Annotated in this window: 19 protein-coding genes and 1 CRISPR repeat array (1 of these 20 running past the window's edge); of the genes, 15 read left to right on the top strand and 4 right to left on the bottom strand. The window is 48.6% G+C overall.

Annotated features, from left to right (window positions below):
* Nucleotides 1–1,031: 1,031 nt before the first annotated feature.
* From ABSB80_RS03540 to ABSB80_RS03530, 3 genes are read right to left on the bottom strand one after another with little or no spacing between them, the layout of a single operon-like run.
* A complete protein-coding gene (locus ABSB80_RS03540; RefSeq protein ID WP_428368231.1) occupies nucleotides 1,032–2,243 on the bottom strand; it encodes an ABC transporter permease in 1,212 nt (403 codons plus the stop codon).
* On the bottom strand, nucleotides 2,240–2,920 hold the full coding sequence (locus tag ABSB80_RS03535) for an ABC transporter ATP-binding protein (protein ID WP_428368229.1): 681 nt from the start codon (nucleotides 2,918–2,920) through the stop codon (nucleotides 2,240–2,242). The genes ABSB80_RS03540 and ABSB80_RS03535 overlap by 4 nt, the downstream gene beginning before the upstream one ends.
* An 11-nt stretch (nucleotides 2,921–2,931) precedes the next feature.
* Nucleotides 2,932–4,284 (bottom strand): COG1361 family protein, encoded by a 1,353-nt coding sequence (locus ABSB80_RS03530; RefSeq protein WP_428368227.1) that lies wholly within the window; start codon nucleotides 4,282–4,284, stop codon nucleotides 2,932–2,934.
* A 595-nt stretch (nucleotides 4,285–4,879) separates the two neighbouring features.
* Here ABSB80_RS03530 and ABSB80_RS03525 point away from each other — a divergent pair.
* From ABSB80_RS03525 to ABSB80_RS03505, 5 genes are all read left to right on the top strand, one after another.
* Nucleotides 4,880–5,110 (top strand): hypothetical protein, encoded by a 231-nt coding sequence (locus ABSB80_RS03525; RefSeq protein WP_428368225.1) that lies wholly within the window; start codon nucleotides 4,880–4,882, stop codon nucleotides 5,108–5,110.
* Nucleotides 5,111–5,203: 93 nt separating this feature from the next.
* Nucleotides 5,204–5,962: a dolichyl-phosphate beta-glucosyltransferase gene (locus tag ABSB80_RS03520; RefSeq protein ID WP_428368223.1), complete on the top strand. Its 759-nt coding sequence runs from the start codon at nucleotides 5,204–5,206 to the stop codon at nucleotides 5,960–5,962.
* Complete coding sequence (locus ABSB80_RS03515) at nucleotides 5,959–7,767, top strand: tetratricopeptide repeat protein (protein ID WP_428368221.1); 1,809 nt, start codon at nucleotides 5,959–5,961, stop codon at nucleotides 7,765–7,767. The genes ABSB80_RS03520 and ABSB80_RS03515 overlap by 4 nt, the downstream gene beginning before the upstream one ends.
* A complete protein-coding gene (gene brxD, locus ABSB80_RS03510; protein WP_428368219.1) occupies nucleotides 7,748–9,049 on the top strand; it encodes a BREX system ATP-binding protein BrxD in 1,302 nt (433 codons plus the stop codon). The genes ABSB80_RS03515 and brxD overlap by 20 nt, the downstream gene beginning before the upstream one ends.
* Before the next feature lie 1,132 nt (nucleotides 9,050–10,181).
* Nucleotides 10,182–11,516, top strand: a complete 1,335-nt coding sequence (locus tag ABSB80_RS03505) for a site-specific integrase (RefSeq protein ID WP_428368217.1) — start codon at nucleotides 10,182–10,184, stop codon at nucleotides 11,514–11,516.
* Between the two features lie 21 nt (nucleotides 11,517–11,537).
* On the opposite strand, the gene ABSB80_RS03500 is transcribed toward ABSB80_RS03505, so the two are convergent.
* Nucleotides 11,538–12,197, bottom strand: a complete 660-nt coding sequence (locus ABSB80_RS03500; RefSeq protein ID WP_428368215.1) for a hypothetical protein — start codon at nucleotides 12,195–12,197, stop codon at nucleotides 11,538–11,540.
* Nucleotides 12,198–12,347: 150 nt separating this feature from the next.
* On the opposite strand from ABSB80_RS03500, the gene ABSB80_RS03495 reads away from it, so the two are divergent.
* The 10 genes from ABSB80_RS03495 (at nucleotide 12,348) to cas4 (ending at nucleotide 22,398) form a co-directional block, all read left to right on the top strand.
* Nucleotides 12,348–12,566 carry a hypothetical protein gene (locus ABSB80_RS03495; RefSeq protein ID WP_428368213.1) on the top strand — a complete coding sequence of 73 codons (219 nt, stop codon included), beginning with the start codon at nucleotides 12,348–12,350 and terminating at the stop codon, nucleotides 12,564–12,566.
* Between the two features lie 918 nt (nucleotides 12,567–13,484).
* The gene (locus tag ABSB80_RS03490; RefSeq protein WP_428368211.1) at nucleotides 13,485–13,961 is read left to right on the top strand and encodes a hypothetical protein; all 477 of its coding nucleotides are present in this window, start codon (nucleotides 13,485–13,487) and stop codon (nucleotides 13,959–13,961) included.
* Nucleotides 13,962–14,288: 327 nt separating this feature from the next.
* Nucleotides 14,289–15,986: a hypothetical protein gene (locus ABSB80_RS03485; RefSeq protein WP_428368209.1), complete on the top strand. Its 1,698-nt coding sequence runs from the start codon at nucleotides 14,289–14,291 to the stop codon at nucleotides 15,984–15,986.
* The gene (cas7i, locus tag ABSB80_RS03480; RefSeq protein ID WP_428368207.1) at nucleotides 15,986–16,870 is read left to right on the top strand and encodes a type I-B CRISPR-associated protein Cas7/Cst2/DevR; all 885 of its coding nucleotides are present in this window, start codon (nucleotides 15,986–15,988) and stop codon (nucleotides 16,868–16,870) included. Before ABSB80_RS03485 ends, cas7i begins: the two co-directional genes overlap by 1 nt.
* A 14-nt stretch (nucleotides 16,871–16,884) precedes the next feature.
* A complete protein-coding gene (gene cas5, locus ABSB80_RS03475) occupies nucleotides 16,885–17,625 on the top strand; it encodes a CRISPR-associated protein Cas5 (protein ID WP_428368205.1) in 741 nt (246 codons plus the stop codon).
* On the top strand, nucleotides 17,622–19,856 hold the full coding sequence (gene cas3, locus ABSB80_RS03470; protein ID WP_428368201.1) for a CRISPR-associated helicase Cas3': 2,235 nt from the start codon (nucleotides 17,622–17,624) through the stop codon (nucleotides 19,854–19,856). The genes cas5 and cas3 overlap by 4 nt, the downstream gene beginning before the upstream one ends.
* Nucleotides 19,853–20,566, top strand: coding sequence for a CRISPR-associated endonuclease Cas6 (locus ABSB80_RS03465; RefSeq protein WP_428368199.1), 714 nt, complete (start codon nucleotides 19,853–19,855; stop codon nucleotides 20,564–20,566). The genes cas3 and ABSB80_RS03465 overlap by 4 nt, the downstream gene beginning before the upstream one ends.
* Nucleotides 20,530–21,498 (top strand): CRISPR-associated endonuclease Cas1, encoded by a 969-nt coding sequence (gene cas1, locus ABSB80_RS03460; protein ID WP_428368197.1) that lies wholly within the window; start codon nucleotides 20,530–20,532, stop codon nucleotides 21,496–21,498. The genes ABSB80_RS03465 and cas1 overlap by 37 nt, the downstream gene beginning before the upstream one ends.
* Before the next feature lie 10 nt (nucleotides 21,499–21,508).
* Nucleotides 21,509–21,802, top strand: coding sequence for a CRISPR-associated endonuclease Cas2 (gene cas2 / locus ABSB80_RS03455; RefSeq protein WP_428368195.1), 294 nt, complete (start codon nucleotides 21,509–21,511; stop codon nucleotides 21,800–21,802).
* A 2-nt stretch (nucleotides 21,803–21,804) separates the two neighbouring features.
* Nucleotides 21,805–22,398, top strand: a complete 594-nt coding sequence (gene cas4, locus ABSB80_RS03450; RefSeq protein ID WP_428368193.1) for a CRISPR-associated protein Cas4 — start codon at nucleotides 21,805–21,807, stop codon at nucleotides 22,396–22,398.
* A 105-nt stretch (nucleotides 22,399–22,503) separates the two neighbouring features.
* Nucleotides 22,504–25,365: a CRISPR direct-repeat array (repeat unit 37 nt; unit sequence CTTCGAGCGAAACATCCACGAGAACAAGGATTGAAAC); it runs 1,465 nt beyond the window's last position.

The following is a 25,365-nucleotide window of genomic DNA, read 5'->3' as shown; positions in this document are numbered from 1 at the left end:
GGTTGGAGAGCACGGATTTGAGAGCCGGCCCGCCCTATCCTGCGGGGAGGTTTATCACATATCCACCTCAACGGTGTCCCTGGTTTTTGGGATTCCTGGCAATTCTTATCTGCGCATTCATCGCGTCCTGCCGGTTCCGATACATCCCCCGGGTACGGGTGCTGATCTCCCTTACGCCGGAGGTCTCCCACAAAATCATGCTGGTGCCGCCTGCGATGAGGGCCTGCAATAATCCCTGGCGCATCGCTGGAGACTCCAGTCATGGTAAAGGTCTTCATTATACCTGTAACCTCACGTCCTGGCGAGCACCTCCTTTTCCGATGACTGCCGGTTCAGGCAGATCATCCTGTAAAACGATAATCCCAGGCTGGTATATATTCGGAGTATGAGGTGAGTGATATAATGAATTGTGACGAGGGATAATTGAACCAGACAGGTATACGTATCTCATATCTCACTGGTTCACCGGATATCAGTATAACAGACAATTTTTAAAAATGGTTGATCGTGGTGATAAAATCACGGTGCTTATCCTTGTTGTGGGAATTATGTTCCATTTCAGAGAGTGAGAACAGGGAAGGCACAGGGACTGCAGGTTTCCACTGATAGCTTGTGAGATGAGTACGAACCAGACATACATAACCGGACGTGAGGGAATTTCATCCCGGGTGACAGTCAATGGAAAAACATGCATGCTGTAGTAAGACCCGGTGGTGATAAACCTGCAAAGTGTCTGGCCAGTCGTATTGGCTTTTGCTCAATTGAGAACGCATGTATTCAGGATGGAAAAACGTCAGGGAGAATTCCGGGTGAGCATCCCCTGCGCTATTCTCATTCAATCACACTCCTTGTGCCGTCTCCGGGTTCCTCTGTCGCAACAATACCGTTTACCAAGGTAATTCTGCTCCAGATGACCGTCAGCCAGGTATAATGTTACCTGCATCCGATATCCTGCCCGGAAAAATGATGATTACATATGAACCGCCTCTTGTCGGATGGAAAGAGTTGCACGTGTCATGATGCTCTTCCTATTATTCGCTCCTCAGGGCGTCTATCGGGTCCATATTCGAAGCCCTCCAGGCAGGATAAAGCCCTGATATGATACATACGACCACACCAATAAGCATACCTGCAGGGATGTAGACGATGCTATCCGGCAGGAAGAAATACTCAGTCGTACCGATCATGTAACTTACCACGGAATACCCGATGACAAGACTGCCGATTCCTCCCAGACCGGCACCGATGATGCCAAGGATGAATGCCTCGTACAGGAACATCCGTCGTACCTCCCCGGTTTCTGTCCCGATGGAGAGCAGGATCCCGATCTCCTGCACCCGCTCAGTGACCGACATCATCATTACGTTGAAGATGCTCGTGGCAGCGACCAGAAGCGAGATGCCACCAATCGCAAGAATGAACGTGGTCATCGTGCTCAGGGTCGATGTGATGCTGGACAACTGGGTACTTGCATCCGAAACCCGCACAACGGGAGTTTTTGCATTGGTGTTGAGCTTCGCGGTGATCAGCTCTTCGGTACCTGTTATGTTATCGACGTTTTTCACGATCACATTTACCTGGGGGTACTCATCTTTCCCGCCGTACTCTTTTACATACCAGTCCTTGGAGACAACGATGGCGTTGTCGGTTCTGACGCTATCCGCTGCCTGTCCCCGTTCCTTGAGAATCCCGACGACCTTGACCTCCGAGCGGGATCCTGATGTACTGGATCCTACCTTGATCATGCTCCCGAGTTTGAGGTTAAAATTGGTAGCAATAGTAGACCCCACGAGAGCATCATCTGCGCCAACAATGTTTGTCCCGTTCTCAATCGTAAGGAACTCGGTAATCTGATCGGGATCGATCCCGTATATCATGCCCCTGCCGGGGATAGAACTCAACGTGAATTCCGTATTTGTCGAATAAACGGGGATTATACTACTGGCATTTGATCCCGCAGCCTGCTTGATTTTAAGAAGCTGCGTCTTGGTTATAACCGATGAAGCAGTGGGGGAAGTGGTACCGGATCCCGGCGGACCCATCCTGACCGCATCCGGCGTGATAACAATGGTATCTGCTCCGGCTGAGAGCTGGTCTTTTGTCTCCAGCTGCATGTTGGTCCCGAGCATCCCCATCGTGGAGATGGCGATCACACCAATAACAATACCGATGGATGCTAAGATCGAACGCAGGTAATTCAGCCGGACACTTCTGACCGAAAGATCGAAGAAAATATCTCTCATGATTCTGCAATCCTCCCGTCTTCAAGCCGTATCGTGCGCTGAGCATATTCCGCGATCTTTGGATCATGGGTCACGAGGATGACCGTCTTTCCCTCTTTGTGCAGGCCGCAGAGGATATCCATGATCTGGTAACCGGTCCTGCGATCAAGGTTTCCCGTCGGTTCATCGCAAAGAAGGATTTTCGGCTCATTGACCAGGGCGCGGGCCACGGCCACGCGCTGCTGCTGACCACCGGAGAGCTGGGTGGGGCGGTGGGCACTCATTTCCTTGTCAATCCCTACTGCTTCGAGCAGGGCCGTGGCTTTGCCGGTTGTGTCCCTCTTCTTGTACTTCAGGATGAGCGGGTATTCCACGTTCTCGAATGCCGAGAGGAGCGGGATTAAATAAAATTTCTGGAAGATATACCCGATGGTGTCGCGGCGCATATGGGTCCGTTCAAGATTCGTCATCGTGGCCACATTCCTCCCGGCAATATACAGCTCTCCTGAAGTGGGAACATCGAGGATCCCCAGCTGGTTCATCATGGTCGATTTACCGGAACCTGAAGGTCCCATGAGCGCGACAAAGTCGTTTTCCATAATACCGAGCGAGACATGATCGAGCGCAGTGAAGTCACCGGCCTCGAGATGGTACACTTTCGATACATCTGCGAGCCGGATAAGGGGGGTATCGGCCATATCCGATCCTCTCATTGTTTCTTCAGTTTTGCAGAGAGCCATTTCCGCTTCTTCCACAGTACGAGACCAGCGACGAGGATGATACCACCGGCAATTACGGGGTAAAACGAACTGATCCCGTTACCTTTGCTGCTGAATAAGCTGGTGGTGCTACCTCCGGGGCCTCCCATATCCCCGCCCGGGCCTCCCGTGCCGGAGGGGCCGCCGGAGATACCGGAACTACCTGAGGTCGTGGAACTGGTACTTGCCGCACCGGAACCTGATACTGAATTGAGATTAAGGTTCTTTATGATGTGGTAGTCATTGCCATCCGAATCTTTCCAGTGGATAATCAGGGGAACTGACGTGAGATCCGTGCTGGTAAACGTCAGCTCAAAACTTCCGGAATCATCGGATGCTATACTTCCGATAGCGTATTCCGGGTACGTTCCCGTACCCGTTGCGGGGGATCCCAACGAGACCACGAGTCCCTTCGCATCGGTGATACCGGCGTTGGTAATATCGCCGGTAAGATCGTAATAGGTGCCTTTGGAGACGAGTGCAACGTTATTGACCACGGGCAACGCTGCGGTTTTATCCAGATCGAGCGTGATGGGAAGAACCACGTCCGATGCCAGGGTCGTATCCCCGTTCTGGTAACTGACGTTGAACGTAACGTTTGTTGCCATACTGGGCGTTATCTCAAACGGAATTGTGACAGACCCCTGTGCTGCCAGTAAGCTTACATATTTTTGTGCCGGGCTCGTCGTGAACCCGGAACCCTCTGGGGTGATCAGGATATTTTTTATTGCACCGTCCCGCAGATTTATGACGGTCACATTGACGCAACCTGCATTGGATTCGGAAAAATAATCGGGTTTGTCCTCAATGATAGTTTTGATCTCCCGCGAATCCACCTTGACCTTAAAAGGATAGTGTATTGATCCGCCATCTTTCGTGGAGACCGTAAAGAGACCGTAATACGTTCCGTCAGAGGCATCAACAGTTACGGGGAACGTGTAGGTCATGGTGGATCCGGCCCCGATATAATCCATCGTCTTCCAGGTATTCTTATCTATGATGCAGATTTTTTCACTGAGCAGGTTCTCACCGGAAAGGCCAACAGCAGTATCGCCCGAGTTTGTCAGCGTCGCCGTGATCGAACCTTTTTCATACGGGAAAAAAACCTCGGGATCCGTGGTGATATTCGTTACAGTGACAACGGATACGCCACTTGTTGAGGTTACCGAACTGGTACTGCTGGCAGAACTGCTGGAACTGATACTGCTGGTAGTTGAACTGGTACTGTCGTCTGCTGCCACAAGAGCAGTTGCCAGCATCAGTACCAGCATGATACAACTAAAAATTCCCACTATTTTCTTCATGATTCCTCCATTTCTTCTTCCTGACAACCCGCCCTTATCAGAAAAAGCAGATATCCGGCCGGGTTTTCCTTCCTGACGTTACCCGGGCAGATCTGTCTCCCTGCAGCCGTACATCGTTCCCGGGCAGGGCGTTTATACGCAGAAAAATGTCAATAAGGGATATTATATTCGCAGTATCGCAGCGGTCTGAGTATTGTTCAAAATCCCGGATAATTGAACCCTGAAGTTCACACCATCATGGCCCGGAATATATCAGGTTTTATCATTTGATCTAACCCGGCTTCATCCCGCAAACCCGGATCCGGTGCGGAAGACGAGGTACCCGACGGGAAATTTTTGGGGCGATGACGCTTTTTCCGGTTATACCAAGCCGAAAATCTGCTGTACTTCTCTGCCGGCTTCGTACGGAAACGACATGACGGGTTCTCACCGGATTTTTAGCAAATTGCCACTATTCCCGCGTTAACGTTGCCAACAGGCATTGGGAATATTCCGCCCCGTTTGTTTACCTGTCAGACAAGTCACCCAGGTACTGGAAGGAGTTTCACGCACAGGATTTCCTCAGGCTTATATCCAACAACATACGAGTTTTTGTATGCACGATACGGAAACCAGAGAAATGCTTGCCGACCTTGTCTGGCTCAACGCAGTCATAGCGACCGAACTCATCCAGATTACCGAGAACAGCTCGGCAATCCTCCACAAATCCGCTCCTCCGGCAAGTTGTCTCGCAGAACACCACGCACTTCGTGAGACCGCGCTTGCCATGGCGGAAAAATACCGTCCCAGTACCATGCTTGCCCAGCATCTCGGCAAACACCAGTAATGTTATTGGGGCATCCCGCAAAAAGTAGTATACCAGAGATGCCGTATCACGGGTTCTGGCTTCAGACGGCATCAACAACACACCTGATCAGTCATGAAACAGGTTACACTTCGTGACGTTCATCAGGACAGGCTCCCTGAGATCATGACACCGACACCCCGCCCCCAGTACAGCCTCGTAATCCCTGCTTATAATGAGGAGAAGAGGATTACCCTGTTTTTCGATGGGATACCGCATTTTGAAGGTGAACTCATCGTTGTCTGCGATGGTACCGATGGCACGGCAGATATCATCGGTCGGATTGCGGCCGAAAGGGGGGACCTGGCTATCCGGTGTCTCCGTTTTGATCACCGTCTGGGTAAAGGAGGAGGCGTGATGGCAGGGTTGAAAGCGGCACATTCATCCCGGGTGGGCTATTTCGATGCAGACGGCTCGACAACCATCGGGGAGATGATGCGACTGCTTTCCTGCTTAAAAGAAAGCGATTGTGTCATCGGTTCCCGCTGGGTTCCGGGATCGACCCTCACCGTGAGCCAGAGCTTCATGAGGAGGATCGAGAGCCGTATGTTCAACCTGATCATCAGGATCCTTTTCGGCCTTGACTTTCACGATACGCAATGCGGGGCAAAGGTATTCAAAAAACCGGTTATCGATGAAATTCTCCCGCTGATGTACTCGACGGGTTTTGAGTTCGATGTCGAACTCCTCTGGAGGCTGAAAAAGAACGGGGCCCGTATCATGGAAATTCCCATCGAATGGCAGAATAAAGGAGACTCGCGGGTCCAGAAACGTGATATGATCAGGATGCTGTTTGGACTTCTCATGCTCATATTTCACCGGGTATGTGCATGATCCCCTCTTCACGGGAAGAGCAGAAAAAAGAGGCATTCCGCCTGTTTGAAGACGGAAGATACCAGGAATCCCTCAGGGCCTGCACTCAAATTCTGGAGAGCGGCAGGGATCCCGATATCGAAGTGCTTGCCGCAACCAACTCCTATTACACGGGGAAGTATGAGGATGCTGAGGTCTCTTTCCGCGACCTTGCCCGGAAGATGCCGGACTCTTCCTACGTTCACAGCTATCTGGCAAAAGTGCTGGAAGAGAGGGAAGATGAGGGGGCAATTGGCGAGTATGCAACTGCCGTCCGGCTGGACCCGACCAACCAGGATGCCCTGCGAAGTTATGCCGGGTATCTCCTGACGCATGGGGATTACCGGGGGGCCCTGCCCGTCCTCAGAAGACTGGTCAGGCAGGTAAAACGACCTGAAGACATAAAGAACCTGATGAGAGTGCTCATCGAGATTGATGAGGCTGAAGAAGCTCTGGCAGCTCACGCCATGGCAGGCGCGGACATGCCAAAGAGTCACGAGTATGTCGATGCACTGGCAAAAACCGGGAACTGCCGTGCTGCCGCCGAGTCTGCATCTGCGATCTATCGTGAGACAAAGGATATCTCCATCCTCCGCAAGTACCTGGCCGCTCTCTCCGGGTATGATGTCCCGGCATCCCTTGATGCCTATTCGTCGGTTATTGCTGACAACCCTGACCGCGATATCCTCTGCGATTACATCCTCCTCCTGAAATCGAACGGGGAATATGCCAAAGCCCTGCAAGCCACGCAATCCCTTCTTTCCTGTACACGAAAACCGGAGTACCGTCTGGTCGAATGTGACCTTCTTGCAGCGCAGGGAAGGGATGAGGACGCTCTTTTGGCCTGTGAAAGGCTTATCCGGGAGGAACAGGGCACGAGGGATGATCCTGATACCCTCGGCCTTGTGATCAGCAAATACCGGCAGTACCTGAAAAAAAGTCTTCCGGCAGACGAAGCCGCACGACGGTTCCTCGACCTTGTTACCCGTGATATCAACGTAGTAAGCCTGCTCGGGACAGCACGGTTCTACCAGGAAGAGGGAAATACCAGCGAGGCCCGGGCCTGGTACTATCGGGCGTACAGGACTGATTTTTTAAGCGGCGGACTTGATTACGCGAAATTCCTGTCAGATAACGGGGAATTGCGCGAGTGCGAAAAAGTGATGCTGTACATCTTGTCCAATGTAAAAAAAGGGACAGACCTTACACGGGTGGCCGCAGTCGTTATTGATAAAAAAGGGCCGATGTCCTGCATGAAACGACTGATGGAACAGCTGATCAGAAGACTCTGGGAAAGGAGGGGCACGCTGAACTCGGAAGGAATGGAGCTGCTTGCCGTTGTTTTTTTTATCGCTGCAACCAATGCACTTGAAGAGACTGACTATACACACTGTAAGTATTACTGTCTCTGCGGGATGGATGTCATGCCCGCATATGCCCGTGACATCCGTCTCGAAAATTACCTCCAGCTGATCAGGGCCTGCAAGGAACAATCTGTTGCCGACCACCCGATCATGCACACTCCACAGGAAGATACACGGGAGCTCGCAGAACCACAGGCAGTCTTCGACCAGCTCGGACTTTCTGACCAAGAGCAGAAGATTATCGGGTTTCTCCGGTCGCACCGTAAGGCGAGCGAGATGGAGCTGCGTAAAGTCCTGGGTACCCGGCGGGTCGCCGGGATCGTGAATAAACTGGTTCAAAAAGCTGCATCCCAGGGATTGTCTCTTGTCGAGAAGAAAGGAGTTGGTGAGGATGGAGAGGTCTATGAATATACCGGAATCTGAACGGATGGGCCGTAGTCAGCTTGAGAGCATCAACATCATCAATGCACTCAGGAGGGGCACGGTACCGGCAGGCGGACTGGAGCGTATCGCGGTAGGGCTCGAAATCGAAGAGAGCGTGATTGACCAGCAGCTGGCCTTTGTCGCTGAGGGTGGTGGCGATACAAAATTTATCCGGGGGGAGTATGGCAGCGGCAAGACCTTCCTTGTTGCCCGGGCCCTTGAGATTGCACGGAACAAAGGTTTTGTTACTACCCATGTCGTCGTCTCGGCTTCAGCACCACTTCACAAACTCAGGGGCGTTTATCAGCAGATCTGCGCAAACCTGGGGACGAATGAAGAAGAGCACGCGATCAAGACCATTGTCGACAACTGGCTTTATGCCATTGAGGAACGGATGTTGTCCGTCAGCGGAAGCAGCTGCGAGGATGCAGCTCTTGAGTCTGCCACAGAACGGGAGATTGAATCAGCGTTCTCAGGTATTTCCGAGACGAATTCGGCCCTGGCAGCAGTCCTGCGTGCATATTATGCAGCAAACAATACGGGTAATTTCCCGCTCGCCCAGTCTGCACTTGGATGGATCTCAGCCGAACCGAACATCGGCAGGGACCTCAAGCAGAAAGCAGGGATACGCGGGGATATCGATGATACCCTCGCGTTCATTTTTCTCCGGGGTCTCGTGGAGATCATTCATGGGGCGGGCTACAAAGGGCTCGCGATCGCTGTTGACGAACTGGAGACAACCCAGGGCCTGCAGAGGAACCAGCGGGAGAAAGGGTATCAGACGCTGGTCCGGATCATCGATGCCCTTGACAGCGGGGATATGCCCCGCTGTTATTTCCTGTTTACCGGGACTCCGGCACTGTTTGACGGTTCGCGGGGTATCCGGTCTATCCCCCCGCTTTACGATCGGATCAGCGTGGTGCAGAGCGATTCGTTCAGGAATCCGCGCCAGCCCCAGATTGTTCTGTCGAAATTTGATACCGCCAAGCTTGAACTGGTAGCAATCAAAGTGATTGATGTCTATGCCCAGGCTTATGGCGAACCCGACCGCGAACGGGTCTCTCACCGGTTTATCCGGGCAATGATCAGGAAGATCACCACGCGTTTCGGGGGAAGGGTTGATGTAATCCCCCGCATTTTCCTGAAAGAGTTTGTCGATATCCTCGACAAATGCGAACTGTACCCTGATTACAACCCTGCGGACGCTTATGACTTCGATGCCGGACATCTCAAAGGAGAACTGAAAAAGGAAGAGGAGGCCGTGATGGTCGTCGAGTTCTGACCAGAGCGTGACAATGATGTACGTATCGAAAATTCACCGTACTGATTTGAGATCGGCAGGCATTCGTTCATCGCAGTCATGACCCCAATCGAAGAACTGATCCGGAACAATCAAACATTGATTTTAAATTTTCAACTGGATCCTGACTAACATTTTTTCAGCAGACCTTAATTGAAAAACCGGATCCGTATAGGGTCTTCCGATGGGAAATGATTTTCCTGATTTGTTTACACATGTTTAACTTTTTTCAGGTAAACCTTGATTTATTTTTTTTTTGAGCGGACTCATATTGAAATTTTTTATCAAACCTTGGTTGAAAAAATTTCAACGCGATCATAATCGTGATTGAAAAACAGTTCCGGATCCATTGAACCTTAATTGAAAAAATTTGTGCTCTGTAGAAATCATTGGAACGATATTCTGACGCTCTTGGGGGCTACGGCAATCGCTGCTTTCGCCCCAGCTGCCAGGAAATCCCCCATAATATGATAGTCACTCATAAGGGTAGCGAGAAATTCTCGAGAGAATGGAGGAATAATAGGTGGGATAGGTGGGGGTCAAGGAGATGCACCCCTTGGGTTGCCTCCCCCTCTGGGGGAGAGAGGGGTCACACTCATAGCTTCTTTAGATGGTTTACAAAAAAATGGATACTGACGGGTTTTCTACAGAGCAAAAATTTGAACAACCCTTGATTGAAACGTGGCAACGGGTTCCGGTTTTACCGGCCCGGAGCGATGCCCTACGCGCATAACGACTCGAAGCCTAATGGCTTCTCTGCTTCGTGGTTCTGGCAAACCACTCAGCTCTCGAAGGTCTGACCTTCTCAAATCAGTCCTCGCTGATGCGACTACTGATTCCTTCCGGGTTTTGCGCTGCGCATTTACCTTGATCCGGAACGATGCCATGATCCAAGACTTTCCCCAGCGAACACCCGATGAAAAAAATATCCAACTTTCGGGAAGCCTTACAATCTCTGAAGAGGACATCCCAAACGCCCCCGCGCCGGGGGCAGGGCTGGCGTGAGGGGGAGCAGCGGGTCAATTTTCCATTAATATAATTTTTTAAAATAAATACTGACAAGTGTTAGTATTTTCGCGCAACAGTTATATTCTCACATCGCGTACACTCCTGCATGGCAAAGAAGGCGGAGAAGAAACAGAGGGGGGAAACCACAGTACCAAAACTGGCAAAGTTTCTGGCAGGGTACAGTAATGCAAGCAGCCGGGCGGGATACAAAACCGCCATAGAGAGTTTCCTGCGCTGCATCTATGGGATAAAAAGTGAAGATATAAAATCGGGGAAAATTCCTGCGCCGGATTATAATGCACTTTTCGAGATGTACTTGATTTCCAAGCGTGACAACGATGCGGATTTTATCCGATTTTCTGAACACCTGATTGAGACGAGACCTGCACTTTCAGCAAAACAAGCAATGACCCTGACCAGGTACGCAATGACTTATCATGGGATATCCATCAGCAAGGGTACCAGTCAGGACATACGGAGGGAAACCATGAAGGGCAGCGCGGCAACGGTTGACCGAGTGCTAAACACTAGGATCATCAACGCAGCACTCCAGCACTGCACGATACAGGGAAAGGCCCTCTTTTTATGCCTGGGATCAAATGGAGCCCGCCTTAATGAAATGTTGTCCGTCAGTATCAATGATGTGGATTTTAACAGCCACCCGGTAAAGATGACTTTCAGAGGGGAGAACACAAAGAACGGGCAACAGCGATATACATTTATCAGCGACGAAGCGGCGGCAGCGACGGCGGCATGGTTAAAGGTACGTCCACAATATATCACGATGTGCAATGCCAAAAGTAAGAAGTTGATTGAGAGAGGGCTCGCCAGCGTCAAGAGTGCGGGGGATACCCGCCTATTCCCGTTCAGCGATGCAAGCGTTACAGCATGGTGGAATGATGCACTGGCAGCAAGCGGGGAACTGACAAAAGACGATGTGACAGGACGGAACCAGTTGAGGATTCACGGATTCCGAAAATTTTTCCTGTCCCAGATGAGTCTGGTTATCAGCAAGGAGATCCCGGAATTTTTAGCCGGTCACGCTTCATACTTATCAGGTTCATACAGGCGATATGATGAGGAAACCGTTGCTGCTGCGTATCTTGAAGCAATGCACATGGTCTCCATCACCGGCAGCAAGCAGGTAAAAGAACTGGAGAACGAGCTGAAGGAGAAGATGGCGGAACAGTCCGCCAAAACCGAAAAGCACGCTGATACCCTGGTGATGGTAATAAACGAGAATATGAACCTGAAAAATCAGATGACGGTAATACAGGAACAGAACGTAGCACTTCAGGAGCGATTGCAACTGATCGAGCAGACATCAGAAGAACAGCGCGCGGCCATGGATAAACTCAATCGCCTTGCACTGAACCTTACCCCTCAGCAACTCGCGGCTATCGCGGAGATCGTCGCACAAAATAGGGGTACCGCGGATTGAATCATCCGGGAAACTGCTACGCTAAATAAGAGCTTCCACTTTCTTCGGCCCATATATCCGACTCCTTTTGGGAGTTTCCTGATCGGGAATTTGCGTTATTTGTTCCATAAATTCATGATCGAGATTTGGATCCCGGCGCACGATGTAGAACGGTTCCCTCTTTCTCAGACGGGTAAACCGTTCAATAATTATTTCGTGGGGGTTCACGCAGCCCATTTCCGTGAGAAGATCCTGGGCGATCATAAACTGTTCGAATAAATCACGAATATATACTTCATATTCGTCAATTGATTTCTCCAAAAGTTCGCGCGAATAGAACCATCGTTCTTGATAATCAAATAGCGTCCGGTAAAAAGTTGCCTTAGGACCCTTCTCTTTAGCCATCTTGAGAACTCGTTTATCAATGAGTCGTTCCCCTGAAAGATCGTGAAGCAGCCGGTAGAACGTTGTTGCGTTTTCGATTTTGCCGTCACCTTTTCCTACGAGATCATCCAGAAGTGTCCTGACCCTGACCCACCCTATCTCTGACTTTTTCACGTTATCTTGAATGTTTTTTATTCTTTCCTGCTCCAGCCTCTCGATTATCTTCCAGACATATTGTTTCGTGGCAGGTTGATGGCGGCTCCGGAGAAATTTTACTATTTTCTGGTGCATCTCTTCCTCTCTTTTATCCGGTGGCATGAGAAGTAATAGTAGTTACTCACACTTAAACTATGTGTATCATCACAAATATTTGATATCTGAGTGTACAATTTATAGAAGGTACGACTAATAGGTAATCGTCAGACTGTGAATCGGCACCGAAGTGCCGGCCTGATAGTGGATGACCATATGACGAGAACCAATGCCCGGGGCTCCGTGAGGCGCCGACAACCGGAAGAAAAAGGTGGAGGGAGAGAAAAACCGGCTGACGTTGTCCCGGTCCAGATTCCCCGCCACATTGTAGAAGGTCTTCCGTTACTCTACCGGGCATTGTGCGAGGTCATGGTGCGGGACGGCTTCGTCCAGCTCGTGTCCGACGATACGCAGTCTGACGAGAGAGAACACTGAAGGAGTGAGTAAAATGGATATATCTACTTCGGGCAAGCAAGATGCCCCCGAGACCCCAAATGGGTCAACTTCCCCCTCCCCATCTGAGGGGAATGACGTACCGCACGAGAACACGGAGGAACCTGTTATTATGGCGTGCTGGAAGCATCCAACGGACCCCGGTAGGTATCTCTGCACACAAGTGCTCAAGCCAGGGGCGGCAAAAGCCGTCAGTTCATTACCCACGCCCCCGGTCGATACCCCCTCCCAAACATCGGAGGCGAGGGGTTCACCAACACCCGATAGCGACGGTGTTGAGGTCTGGAGCCGGAACAATGGTGAAACCATGCGCGTCAAGCGAGTCGAGCATGAAGGCAGTGTGCTTTTCCTGCCCATCGCTGCGACCCCGCAACCGCAGCCTGTAGATCCCCAGTCTCCCCCGGTGAAGACCACGAAACAGGATACTGCGGTTGGCCGAACCCAGATGCCCCGGAGCGGGAGTGGAAGCAAAGCCTCCTGTAAACTGCCTGGGATGCGGTCTTCAACCCGCGTAAAGCAAAACGACCAGATAAGCGGGGGGCCATGAATGCTCCCCCTTTCCTCAGGATGTGAGGTAATGTCTTGTATAAACCTTAGACCCTTGGAATCGCAGAGGGGAGTGATCGAATGGTCTTTGACCGTATCCGAACGTGAAGATCCGCGTCTTTTCTTTTCAATTTTACACATTGGAGAGATACGGAGAACGACGGTTATATACGACGTATTACCTGTCATTACCCGTGTCGCCCTTGGGCAATCAAAAATCGCACTGCCAGAGTGCAGATCACCACATATCGATTCCTATACGGATCGCTATGCCGACCGCAGTGAAGATTGTTACAGAGATCGCTATGCAGCATGCAACTTGCAAACTCATGTTCGGAATCCAGGAGGTCAATTATGAAAAGATGTGATTTACCTTCGCAGAAGCGGTACCGGGAGAATCATCCTGCTTCATCGTTTCGATTGAAACGACCAGACAAGGAAAAACTGGATGCAATTATAGAGGAATCGGGCAAACCTCTCTCCCAGTGGGTAGCTAATTTTATTAATGGTGAAATCGCCCCCCAACAGGAAATATCAGAATTGGCAAATAATTATGATGCCTGTAAAGAATGGGCGTTCGAACTAGATTCAAAAAACAAGGAATTAGAGAGAAGGATAAAGGAAATGGAGAATGAAGGAAAGTTCATTCTTTCGTGTTCCGTTTGTGGAAAGGCCATGTTTTTTTCGTCGAAAGATTCTAACTGGAAGACCGAGATTTATCCAAAATTAAAAGAGATATTTGGCAAACGGTGCCATATAAAATGCAAGTCCAGTATACCCCCATCACCGATAGACACAATCAACTCGAAAGAAGACTTGAGGACCCAGTAATCCTCATAAATTTTGGTAAATCGGTAGTTGATAGGGTATTTTTTAACGAGGTGAAAATCGATTACCAACCCCTAACGTATCAGAACCGTAAAAATTTTATTAAGGAATTCTGCAAAATCAAAAGTTTATCGTTTGGTTCTCAAAGTTTTCTCAATGAGAGTTATAATATAATTTTCTCCTTTCTCCGAAATAAGATAAAGATCTCTATTGAAAAGTTTTTACTTTCACGGTACGGTTCGTTATATTTATCGTATGGTACAGTGAACGGATGGTTGTTGAATAAATGTGCGGGTATAATTGAAAAATTCTAAAAGGATTGTGATTTCTTTGAGTGAATCCATTATTGAAATTATTTTTCCAAAACTCAATCATTTCTGGATGGATGCCGGTCTATTGGGGCTCTATCGGATTGTCCAGAAAGAGCAATCACATGAATCGGGAGTAGAGATCAAACTAGATGATTCGGGCGTGTCATTCAAAGGTACTGAAAAAAATGTGCACTTATTATTGCAAAAATCCTACAGTGTTTTGCTTGAACGCTATTACAATACTTCTTCACAGAGTCAGATTGAAAAGAAGGAAGGGTTCTATTTCGATTCAAAATCTGACAAATTTGTCCGGTTCCCCAAAGTAAAATCAATGGGTATTGCAGGCCTGATTTTTAATAAAGCCCCACGCCCGACAAAAGGTGAAATAAAATATGATAAAACAAAGGAACAAAAGGGGATCCTTCCAGAAAACTACCGGCAACTTCAGGAGCGTCTCAATTCTTTCCTTCAGGAAAATAAATTAAAAATCGGCTCGTCTGGTTTGCTCCTTGATGGGCCAAATGCGCTTCAGCCAAAAGTTGAAGTCAAACTTAAAAATGACAAACCTAAAGGAAATTGCTTCCTGTGCGGAGAATCCTCTTCATCTCTGAGTGAAATTGGCGGAACAGTATTCCCGATGATTACCGGGTCTTCCGGTGTTCTTTCCTTTAATTCAGCAGCAGGTAATCCGGAGAAAGTCTGCTGGAAATGTGATTTTGTTGGAAAATTTGTCCCGGTAACCGGCTTTTACATCATGAATAATGGTACCTATCACATCTATTTCCCTTACTCGTCAAGTCTTGAAAAAATGAATGATGTTTTCCGGAGCCTAGAAGCGGGCAAGAAAGAAGATCCCACTTTACTTCGGAATTTCGAAAATAAACTTGGAGGGTATATCCAGAGGCCATACGAACAATTCTTCTCGTTTCTTTATTCGTTGTATCGCGTTGTTCTTACAAAAAAAATCTCTTCGTCTTCTGAAGAAGATGAATACGAACTGGATTATGAAAAACTCTTTGAAGTAAATTTGAATAAATCCCCTCTTGACTTTTTCGTCGTTTACACCGAATCTCTTGGTGACGCCCAGATGGGAAAGATGATCTGGTCATTCCAGGAATCGGTATATCTTTTCCGATTATTGGACTATCTTGAACGGAACAGGATTGATATCAAAAAAGTAATGACGCTGCTCGTGGATTTCGATCAGCCGAAAAACGAGAGCAAAACGATTTTGAGAAACCGGGTTTGTGAAAGCATCCTGAAAAAACAGAGCATTGTTGCCCTGATCGAACAACACATTTTCAGGATTAACAAGTCAAAAACCCAGAATATCAAACCATTATCCGATTTTGTAATTTTATATGAGAAGATCATCAGAGAAGGCGGTAGTACTATGAATCAGGAAACAATTGACATCGCAGTAAGTGTGGGAAAGACAATTGGAATGAGTATCGCACCGAGTGGAAAAAAAGGAAAAGGCGATCTTTTCCGGTTGAGGAAAACACGAAAACCCGAAGATTTTCTGAACGAGATCAATCGAATTCAGATGAAATATGGTACGCGGGTAAGCGCAGAACTTTACAACAAAGGCCAGAGCATGGAAGAGAACTTCGCCGAGTTCAAACAGTTCTGCATGATCGCGGCATTGAACACGTATAATGCAGGAAACCCTGCGGTACCCGGCAAAGAAGACAAACTCAAAACGGAGGCAACATAATGAAATCGACAAAGGCATTGACCCTGACATATCTGACACCAGTTTCATTCGCATCATTGAATGGCTCGGACAAGGAAGCGGATAACATATCGAGCATTAAGAAGATCAAAGTCGGAAAAGAAGACTATCCCTATGTCTCATCCCAAGCTGTGCGCAGGGCGCTACGAAATCAGCTGGAAGTTCTGGGGCGCACATTATCCGAAGGAGAGGCGGCGAAAATAGCCAAGGGTGCAGCGACTACAAAACAAGAACCTGCCACCTATATCGATGATGATCTCTTCGGTTATATGGGAACTGAGGAGGCATCGGCAGGGAAAAAAGGCAAGGCAACGAAGCGTACTTCAGTTGTCCGCGTCTCACCGCTTGTTGCACTCAATCCCTACCAGGGCGATCTTGATTTCGGGACAAATTACATGGGAACAAAAGCCGGGGGAGATCCCAACATTTTCGAGACGGAAATTCACTCTGGCCTTTACCGGGGATCAATCCTCATTGAACTCGACCGCGTCGGGTCCGGAGACGGGTTCGATAAAGAACTAAATAACAAAGAGAAGGCTCAACGGGTCAAGGATCTTCTCAACGCAATTAAAAACCTTTGGGCTTCAGGGCGCCAGAGCCGGTTCCTCGCGGATATTGCTCCGAAATTTGTTGCGGCGGCAATGCTCAAAACGAAAAATCCGATCTTCCTTGAGAGCGTCCAGGTTGACGGAAAAAAACTCAATACTGGTATGATTAAGGAAACCCTCAAGGATTACGAATCGGAAGTTGTGGCTTCCACTATAGGCATGCGGCAGGGATTCTTTGAGGGAACGCCCGATGGTGCAAAATCTATTGGTGACGCATTCGATGAAATGGCAAAATGGGTCAATGAATACTACACCTGAATGAGAGAGTGAATATGTTCTCTTTCTCGATCACTGCAAAGGCGATCACGGCATCCTTCAGAGTCCCGGAGACGCATACCTTCCATCAGACCCTGCCCCTTCCTCCGAAAACTACAATTATCGGAATGATCGGCGCCGCCTTAGGGCTGCGTCTGGATGAAGCTCATGCGTTTGTCGATACGAACAATATCCTCGTCAGTGTCTACGGAACCCATGAAGGAATAATGAAAGACCTATGGAATTACCGGAAATTAACCGGAAAAGAAAAGAGCTACACACTCGATGATATCAAAAACAGGAGGCAATATAGCATTCTGATCCGCGAATTTCTGTATTCCAACGACTTTACTTTCTTCTTTGCTGCGGAGAAGACAGAACCATTAGACATGTTAAAAAATGCATTCAGTTCCCCTCATTACGCCTTAACTGCCGGAAACAGCGACGATCTTCTGAAAATTTGTTCCATATCTGATATCCAATCACTGAAACCGGAAAAAATCAACCGTTTCAGAAATACGTTCGTGCCCGGGGATATGTCCAGATTCTACAAACATGATATCGATCTGAAACAGGTTCCGATCACCCAGACACTCTTCACGCCTCAGGTATTTCTGCTTCCAACTAAGTTTGAATTCAAAGGAGAAGAACGCCGAGTCATCGAGCGAAAACCGTTCACATTTATCAGTACACCCGTGACATTCAGCTTACCTCTTGACGGCTACTGCATCGATGGAAAAGCGGTTGTCCTCCAATGACATCAACCATTTTTTGGGCGAAGCCTGATCAGACATACGAAGAGCATATCAACGCTGCGTATCATGCCTGGAAGTCCACAGTATATGCGAAGAAGAATCTGATCAACCGGCTCGGCAAACATTATGGATTCAGTGAAGAGAGATTCCTCAAAAGTTCTCTTCTGACTGTTGTCCTTCACGATATCGGGAAAAATATCGAACCCTTCCAGAATATGATGAAGGCGATACAGCAGGGACGAAGTTTTGACTATCGTGAAAATTACCGTCACGAACTGGAATCATTTTGTTTTGTAATGCGGGGTGCCATCGCTTTATCCGCTCGTGAAGGTGGATTATTGCCGGGAAAATTACCGCTTGAAGCTCTCGCAGTTCTGGGACATCATAAGAGAATTGATCCTTCCCTTGATTCTTTTCATCGTGAAGAGGTAAGCGATAAACCTCAGATCTGCAAAGAGGGGATGATGTCTGCATTAGCACTCGCGGAGCAAATCTTCAGAAGCGAAGGGTACTACTTCCCAAAAATACCTGTTCATGAATACAATCCATATAAAGAAGCGAGCAAATTTATTGGAAACTACTCCGAGTTCAGCAGACTTTTAGAAGATGAGCAAAACACAGACGCGAACCGCACGATCTATTCCTTGTTGAAAGCAATTCTCCATTACTCGGATTGGTTAGGATCAGCTGGCAGGGATATTCCTTATTCAGTCGAACTCAACGGAGAAGATCTGTTCAGGGAGATCGAGCAGCGTTGTATCAACAAAGAGATCGCTTTTTCAGGACTACGACCATTCCAGCAGGAATGTGCAGATGTGAGAGGGCATATTATTGCAATAGCCCCCACGGGAAGCGGGAAGACCGAGGCCGCGCTTTTCTGGGCGCTCTATAATATCAGCGAGATGAAGGACGCCAAACTCATCTACCTCTTGCCGACGATGGTAACCGCCAATAGTATTTTCCTGAGACTTGAAGATTATTTTGGCAAAGGAAACGTGGGGCTTTCTCATTCAACTGCAACGTTCATGCGCGAGAATGAAGAAGAAGATCGAGAAGGGCGGACGGTTCTCTTCGACAAGTCATTCATCAAACCAGCCACAGTCGCAACCGTCGATCAACTCCTTGCTGCCGGATTCAACACCGGTAAATGGACTCTTATCGAAGCCAATGCTGCAAACGGCGTTGTGATCATCGACGAGATTCATTCGTATGATCCCTGGACGCTGGGGCTCATCATTGAATCCCTTAAACACTTCTCAAAACTCGGCACCCGGTTTATGTTGATGAGCGCAACTCTGCCGCAGTATTTACTCGATCTCTTCTCTAAAACACTGCCGGACGTAAAAATAATCCGAGATGAAACATTGCTCACATCATGCCGCAACCGGTATCGGACGTGTGAGAAATCCATTGATGATGCCATTCCCGACATTGAACGATCGGTGAATGCCGGGAAAAAAACTCTTGTTGTTGTTAATAACGTACTGAAATGCCAGGAATTGTATCAGGCGCTTTCTCACCTCAAGCCACTCTGCTATCACTCAAAGTTCACCTTCGATGATCGCAGACGGAAAGAAGCAAAAATCGATGAGGCACAACTCCTGATCGCGACACAGGTTGTGGAAGTTTCCCTTGATATCGACTTTGATGTAATGTTTACCGAATGCGCCCCCCCGGATGCACTTGTCCAAAGAGCTGGCCGGGTGAACAGACGGCGAACAAAAACCGATAGTTGGATCTACATTTTCCCAGCATCAAAGACTTCCGAACGGATCTATGATCCAGATGTTTCCGGACTGCTGGCACGATCCTTTGAAATTTTCAGAAACTCGTATTCGGAATTGACCGAATCGGATCTGATTTCGATTGTTGAGCAGGTTTATTCGGGTACCGAGATCGAAAAATCGAAGAATTTTATCAATTCGAGCAAACGATACTCAGAAGTCCAGAACACTCTGATGGCAATTTTTGATAACCCGAATAAATTTGAGGATAAGACCCGGAAAGAGGAATATCTTCAAGTGCCGGTCATCCCTACCAAATTCAAACGACTGGTTACCGAAGCGCATTTCCCTCCATCGCATCGTCGCCTTTACGAAGTGAAGATGCCGTACTGGTATGTCCGGAAACACAAAGAAGTGGTCGATGATATGACCTTCTGCGAGATGAATTACGATTCAGATATCGGTGCAACTTTTGCCGTTGATGTTGAAGTATCGAGCATGATTATATGATCCTCCACACCTTCACCCTGACCCTCGGTTCTACCCGCCCGATCTACGGCTCCGCCCACGAGCTTCGCGGCTTCTTCGCAACCAAGTTCACCGAATACACCGAGCTCCACCAGCACAACGCAGACAAGTTCATCTACCGCTATCCCGTAGTGCAGTACAAGATGATCGAAAACGTACCGACTGTCATTGGCATCAACGAAGGCGCGGAAGTCCTCAAACAGATCTTCAATGATTATCAGGAAATCCGTCTGGGTGAGAACACATACCAGATCGTTGAGCGCGGCATCTCGCTGAAAGATGAAGAGTTTGGCATCTCGGATAAGATCCATTCCTACGTGTTCATGACCCCATGGCTCGCGCTGAACCAAGAGAATTACCGGAAATTTTACACGCTCAAAGGAAAACCAGAGCGGGATGAGTTCATGCGGAAGATCCTTACCGGCAACATCCTATCGATGGCAAAATCACTCAACTACGATGTGCCGGGCCAGATCAAATGCGATACTAATGTCCGTTTCCAAAAAGACCGGCTCAAGGATGTCAGCGTCATGGTCTTTTCCGGGAAATTCCATACCAATTTCCTGATACCGGATCTGCTTGGCATAGGAAAATCGGTCTCGCGCGGTTTTGGTGCTGTACAACAACTGAAAGCAAATAATGAGGGAGGCAGCACATGCAGCTCGTCATCAACACAAGGGGCTCCTACCTGAAAAAATCCAATAACTGCTTTCTGGTAAAAACCGACGAGAAGACTTTCGAAGTCTCCGCTGACAAGATCGAGAGTATTCTCATCACTACTTCAGCCACCATCACCACCGACGCGATCCAGTTCGCTATCGAGAACAACATCGACATCATTTTCCTTGATTATCACGGCAACCCGTTCGGGCGCGTGTGGCATTCCAAGCTCGGGAGCACCACGCTGATCCGCCGCCGCCAGCTTGAAGCTGCTGGCGAGGATACCGGATTTTATCTTGCACGGGGATGGATTTCCCGGAAGATCGAAGACCAGATCGATCTTCTCAAGGACCTGAAGAAGAACCGGCCCGAACAGAAAGATGCCCTTGAACAGTACATCGTAAGGCTTGAGGTCCTGCTCGAATCCCTCAAGGCCATGAAAGGCACGCTGGATTTCAAGCGCGGGTCAATTATGGGTATTGAAGGAATGGCTTCCCAGGCATATTTCGATGCGATCAACAGCATCATGCCAGAAACGTGGAAGTTCAAGGGACGCAGCAGAGACCCTGCGCGGGACGGGTTCAACTGCCTGCTGAACTACGGGTACGGTGTTCTCTACTCGCAGGTCGAGCGATCCTGCATCATCGCGGGGCTCGATCCTTATGTCGGGTTCCTTCATACCGACAATTACAACAAGCGATCTTTTGTCTTTGACCTGATCGAACTGTTCCGCACCTATATCGACAAAACGGTTATCAACCTGTTCATGAAACGGCAGGTCTCCGAGAACTGTTTTGATCCGGTCCCAGGAGGATTTTACCTCAACAAAGATGGCAAGGCGCTGTTAATCGGGGCGGTCAACGAGATGTTCGACCGTGAGATCGATTACAAGGGGAGAAATGTGAAGGTCCGGAATACGATCCAGATGGAATGCCACACGATCGCGAACAAACTGATCAAATAGGGCGGGAAAAATGACGATGGTCTGGGTGGTGTATGATATCGCAGAAACAAAGACACGGAACCATATTGTCCGCATCTGCCTGAACAAAGGATTATACCGCGTACAGAAAAGCGTGTTTCTCGGGAACCTGAACTCGAACGAACGCGATTCGCTCGCGCTGGAATGCGAGCAGGAGATCGATCCCGAAGTTGATTCCGTATATGTTTTTCCGATGGATGATACCTCGTTCAAGAAAGTGAAACTGCTCGGCCAGGCATTCGACAAGAAACTGGTAAGTGACGTACTGCTCACAAAATTTTTCTGATTATGCCGACCGAAAGCGAAACGATCATCACCATCTCCGATGTGCTCGAATATCTCTTCTGCCCCCGGTTCATCTATTACATGCACTGTCTTGATATCCCCCAGCATGAAGAAAAGCGGTTCAAGGTGATGAAAGGGCGCGAGGTGCATGAAGAGAAGATGATTGCTAACCCGGAGTACCTTCGGAAGAAACTTGGCGCGGTGAAAAAAGAGATCAACGTGTTCATCGCATCCAAGCAGCATCATATCAAGGGAATTGTCGATGAAGTGTTATTCCTTGACGACGGTACGGCAGCACCGTTTGAGTATAAATTCGCAGAGTTCAAGGACACGATCTTCCAGACTTATAAATATCAGCTAGTACTTCATGCAATCATGATCAGAGAAAATTATCAGATGGATGTGAAACGCGGATTCATCTGTTTTACCCGGAGCAACAATCACATCGAGACGGTCGAATTCTCTGACGAGGATTTTGAACGCGGACTTGAGATAATCCATGAAATTCTTGAGATCATCGACAAAGGATTTTATCCAAACAAGGGCAAATACAAAAACAAGTGCATCGACTGCTGTTACGCACCGATCTGCACCTGATTCTTATCTTTAAATAGGAATCAATAATTCTGCATGAAGAAATTCGTATGGAAAATTCAAGCAGTTTAATCCCAATTAAGCGAAAAATACGCGAAATTTCGCGGCCTTCGAGCGAAACATCCACGAGAACAAGGATTGAAACTTCCAGACCGAAGTACCACCGGCAGGCGGGAATTTTCTTCGAGCGAAACATCCACGAGAACAAGGATTGAAACCCGCAGGGCCTCCCACCCCATAGGCTACAGAGCACTTCGAGCGAAACATCCACGAGAACAAGGATTGAAACTCGTTGTGACAGAGACACGAAATACGAGATTTTCCTTCGAGCGAAACATCCACGAGAACAAGGATTGAAACCCAGGCTACAAAGAAGGCACCGTCGACCATCTCGAAGCTTCGAGCGAAACATCCACGAGAACAAGGATTGAAACTATATACATACCCGCTAAAGCCTATTGTGTAGTGGCTTCGAGCGAAACATCCACGAGAACAAGGATTGAAACTTCACGGCATTTGCAGCTGCCGACGCCCAATCTTTCCTTCGAGCGAAACATCCACGAGAACAAGGATTGAAACCTTGAATAGTCGTGCCCGCTGGCCACGCGAATGCAGCCTTCGAGCGAAACATCCACGAGAACAAGGATTGAAACATCACAATCGGGGGGTGCGACCCGTCTGAGGTCTTCACTTCGAGCGAAACATCCACGAGAACAAGGATTGAAACCTCAGAAATCCGATGATGGATACAACTGCGTGATCGCCTTCGAGCGAAACATCCACGAGAACAAGGATTGAAACATTATACAAAATCCTATCTCGAGAAATGGGCACCCTCGTCTTCGAGCGAAACATCCACGAGAACAAGGATTGAAACTCACCCAATACGCGGGCACGAATGACGATCTAAAACTTCGAGCGAAACATCCACGAGAACAAGGATTGAAACCAACAACACAAAAATCCTCTACCCCCTGCGCAATGATCTTCGAGCGAAACATCCACGAGAACAAGGATTGAAACTTCTCATGGCAAACCCGCTGCCGCCCATGCAGCATCTTCGAGCGAAACATCCACGAGAACAAGGATTGAAACTGTCTCGGACGAAATACAGGTTGATGCCGAAATAGCTTCGAGCGAAACATCCACGAGAACAAGGATTGAAACTGGGCGGTATGGATTGTACTAATGCACACCCCGTTAGCTTCGAGCGAAACATCCACGAGAACAAGGATTGAAACATATCATATTCTCCTTTTTGACGTTTCCGATGTCCTTCGAGCGAAACATCCACGAGAACAAGGATTGAAACCTGAAATGTTGATATCTTCTGTGCCAGCAAAGTTGGCTTCGAGCGAAACATCCACGAGAACAAGGATTGAAACTCCCTAATACAAGCCCCAATTTTGTACCTGAAAGACTTCGAGCGAAACATCCACGAGAACAAGGATTGAAACCAATCTCCTCCGGTGTATGCCGATTAACACAATGCTTCGAGCGAAACATCCACGAGAACAAGGATTGAAACCAGCCATCCGTTACTCCTCTTCTGATTCCTCTAGCCTTCGAGCGAAACATCCACGAGAACAAGGATTGAAACCAACGCAGCGGCAGCAAACGCGGCCTACAATGCCGCTTCGAGCGAAACATCCACGAGAACAAGGATTGAAACACACCTTCCAGGGCTTCATCACGAACGACAACCCGCTTCGAGCGAAACATCCACGAGAACAAGGATTGAAACCCGTAACGTTTCCCGGAATCCACGGGTCAATGAACTTCGAGCGAAACATCCACGAGAACAAGGATTGAAACTGCCGCTTCTTTCGGCTCATCCGAACCACTCGTCGACTTCGAGCGAAACATCCACGAGAACAAGGATTGAAACAAGTTAATTAGTACAATACTCCCCTTATGGCAGAACACTTCGAGCGAAACATCCACGAGAACAAGGATTGAAACAGAAGATAGTCGAGGATGTGCGTTGTGAGGATTGCTTCGAGCGAAACATCCACGAGAACAAGGATTGAAACGTCGCTAACGGATTGCAGGTCTGTGCCCCAGCCCTACTTCGAGCGAAACATCCACGAGAACAAGGATTGAAACTTTTTGAATCTTGTCTATAATTTAATTTCCTATGTTATACTTCGAGCGAAACATCCACGAGAACAAGGATTGAAACTAAGGGTCGAGCCCACGTACGGAACCTGATAGATCTTCGAGCGAAACATCCACGAGAACAAGGATTGAAACTTGGGTGTGTGAAAGAGATATCTGCATACCCGTCCCTTCGAGCGAAACATCCACGAGAACAAGGATTGAAACTCATCCCGGTCGGCCCGGGAGGCAAATCGCATCTGCCTTCGAGCGAAACATCCACGAGAACAAGGATTGAAACAAATCGCCGACGACGGAACGACTCTTTGGGTGGTGCTTCGAGCGAAACATCCACGAGAACAAGGATTGAAACCATACGACCCCGGGGTAAACGCCCCGGCAAGATTTGCTTCGAGCGAAACATCCACGAGAACAAGGATTGAAACCAACGGTAGCACCTGAGGGACCGGATGGGCCTGAGGGACTTCGAGCGAAACATCCACGAGAACAAGGATTGAAACTAGGACCTGGGCTCGACGGGCTGCGCAGCGAATTGCCTTCGAGCGAAACATCCACGAGAACAAGGATTGAAACCGTATCTTGTGCAGAGTGGCCGGTATACTCGTGTCTTCGAGCGAAACATCCACGAGAACAAGGATTGAAACACGGCACGACCGGTCTGGTGGTCGGTATTGCCGGCGCTTCGAGCGAAACATCCACGAGAACAAGGATTGAAACCGGAATCCTTCCGTTTGCCGCTCATAACGTAATCGCTCTTCGAGCGAAACATCCACGAGAACAAGGATTGAAACCCGGATCAAGGGGAGTGTGCACTCTGTGTACCGGCTTCGAGCGAAACATCCACGAGAACAA

Source organism: Methanoregula sp., from assembly GCF_050010295.1.
In the GTDB taxonomy this organism is placed as follows: domain Archaea; phylum Halobacteriota; class Methanomicrobia; order Methanomicrobiales; family Methanospirillaceae; genus Methanoregula.
Note: the sequence above shows the minus strand (reverse complement) of the source record. Positions and strands in the feature narration are given on the sequence as shown.

Excerpts from the sequence above, each read along its gene's own strand:
- ABSB80_RS03540 (WP_428368231.1), bottom strand. The coding sequence starts at position 2,243 with ATGAGAGATATTTTCTTCGATCTTTCGGTCAGAAGTGTCCGGCTGAAT.
- ABSB80_RS03535 (WP_428368229.1), bottom strand. The coding sequence starts at position 2,920 with ATGGCCGATACCCCCCTTATCCGGCTCGCAGATGTATCGAAAGTGTAC.
- ABSB80_RS03530 (WP_428368227.1), bottom strand. The coding sequence starts at position 4,284 with ATGAAGAAAATAGTGGGAATTTTTAGTTGTATCATGCTGGTACTGATG.
- ABSB80_RS03525 (WP_428368225.1), top strand. The coding sequence starts at position 4,880 with ATGCACGATACGGAAACCAGAGAAATGCTTGCCGACCTTGTCTGGCTC.
- ABSB80_RS03520 (WP_428368223.1), top strand. The coding sequence starts at position 5,204 with ATGAAACAGGTTACACTTCGTGACGTTCATCAGGACAGGCTCCCTGAG.
- ABSB80_RS03515 (WP_428368221.1), top strand. The coding sequence starts at position 5,959 with ATGATCCCCTCTTCACGGGAAGAGCAGAAAAAAGAGGCATTCCGCCTG.
- brxD (WP_428368219.1), top strand. The coding sequence starts at position 7,748 with ATGAATATACCGGAATCTGAACGGATGGGCCGTAGTCAGCTTGAGAGC.
- ABSB80_RS03505 (WP_428368217.1), top strand. The coding sequence starts at position 10,182 with ATGGCAAAGAAGGCGGAGAAGAAACAGAGGGGGGAAACCACAGTACCA.
- ABSB80_RS03500 (WP_428368215.1), bottom strand. The coding sequence starts at position 12,197 with ATGCCACCGGATAAAAGAGAGGAAGAGATGCACCAGAAAATAGTAAAA.
- ABSB80_RS03495 (WP_428368213.1), top strand. The coding sequence starts at position 12,348 with ATGACGAGAACCAATGCCCGGGGCTCCGTGAGGCGCCGACAACCGGAA.
- ABSB80_RS03490 (WP_428368211.1), top strand. The coding sequence starts at position 13,485 with ATGAAAAGATGTGATTTACCTTCGCAGAAGCGGTACCGGGAGAATCAT.
- cas7i (WP_428368207.1), top strand. The coding sequence starts at position 15,986 with ATGAAATCGACAAAGGCATTGACCCTGACATATCTGACACCAGTTTCA.
- cas5 (WP_428368205.1), top strand. The coding sequence starts at position 16,885 with ATGTTCTCTTTCTCGATCACTGCAAAGGCGATCACGGCATCCTTCAGA.
- cas3 (WP_428368201.1), top strand. The coding sequence starts at position 17,622 with ATGACATCAACCATTTTTTGGGCGAAGCCTGATCAGACATACGAAGAG.
- ABSB80_RS03465 (WP_428368199.1), top strand. The coding sequence starts at position 19,853 with ATGATCCTCCACACCTTCACCCTGACCCTCGGTTCTACCCGCCCGATC.
- cas1 (WP_428368197.1), top strand. The coding sequence starts at position 20,530 with ATGCAGCTCGTCATCAACACAAGGGGCTCCTACCTGAAAAAATCCAAT.
- cas2 (WP_428368195.1), top strand. The coding sequence starts at position 21,509 with ATGACGATGGTCTGGGTGGTGTATGATATCGCAGAAACAAAGACACGG.
- cas4 (WP_428368193.1), top strand. The coding sequence starts at position 21,805 with ATGCCGACCGAAAGCGAAACGATCATCACCATCTCCGATGTGCTCGAA.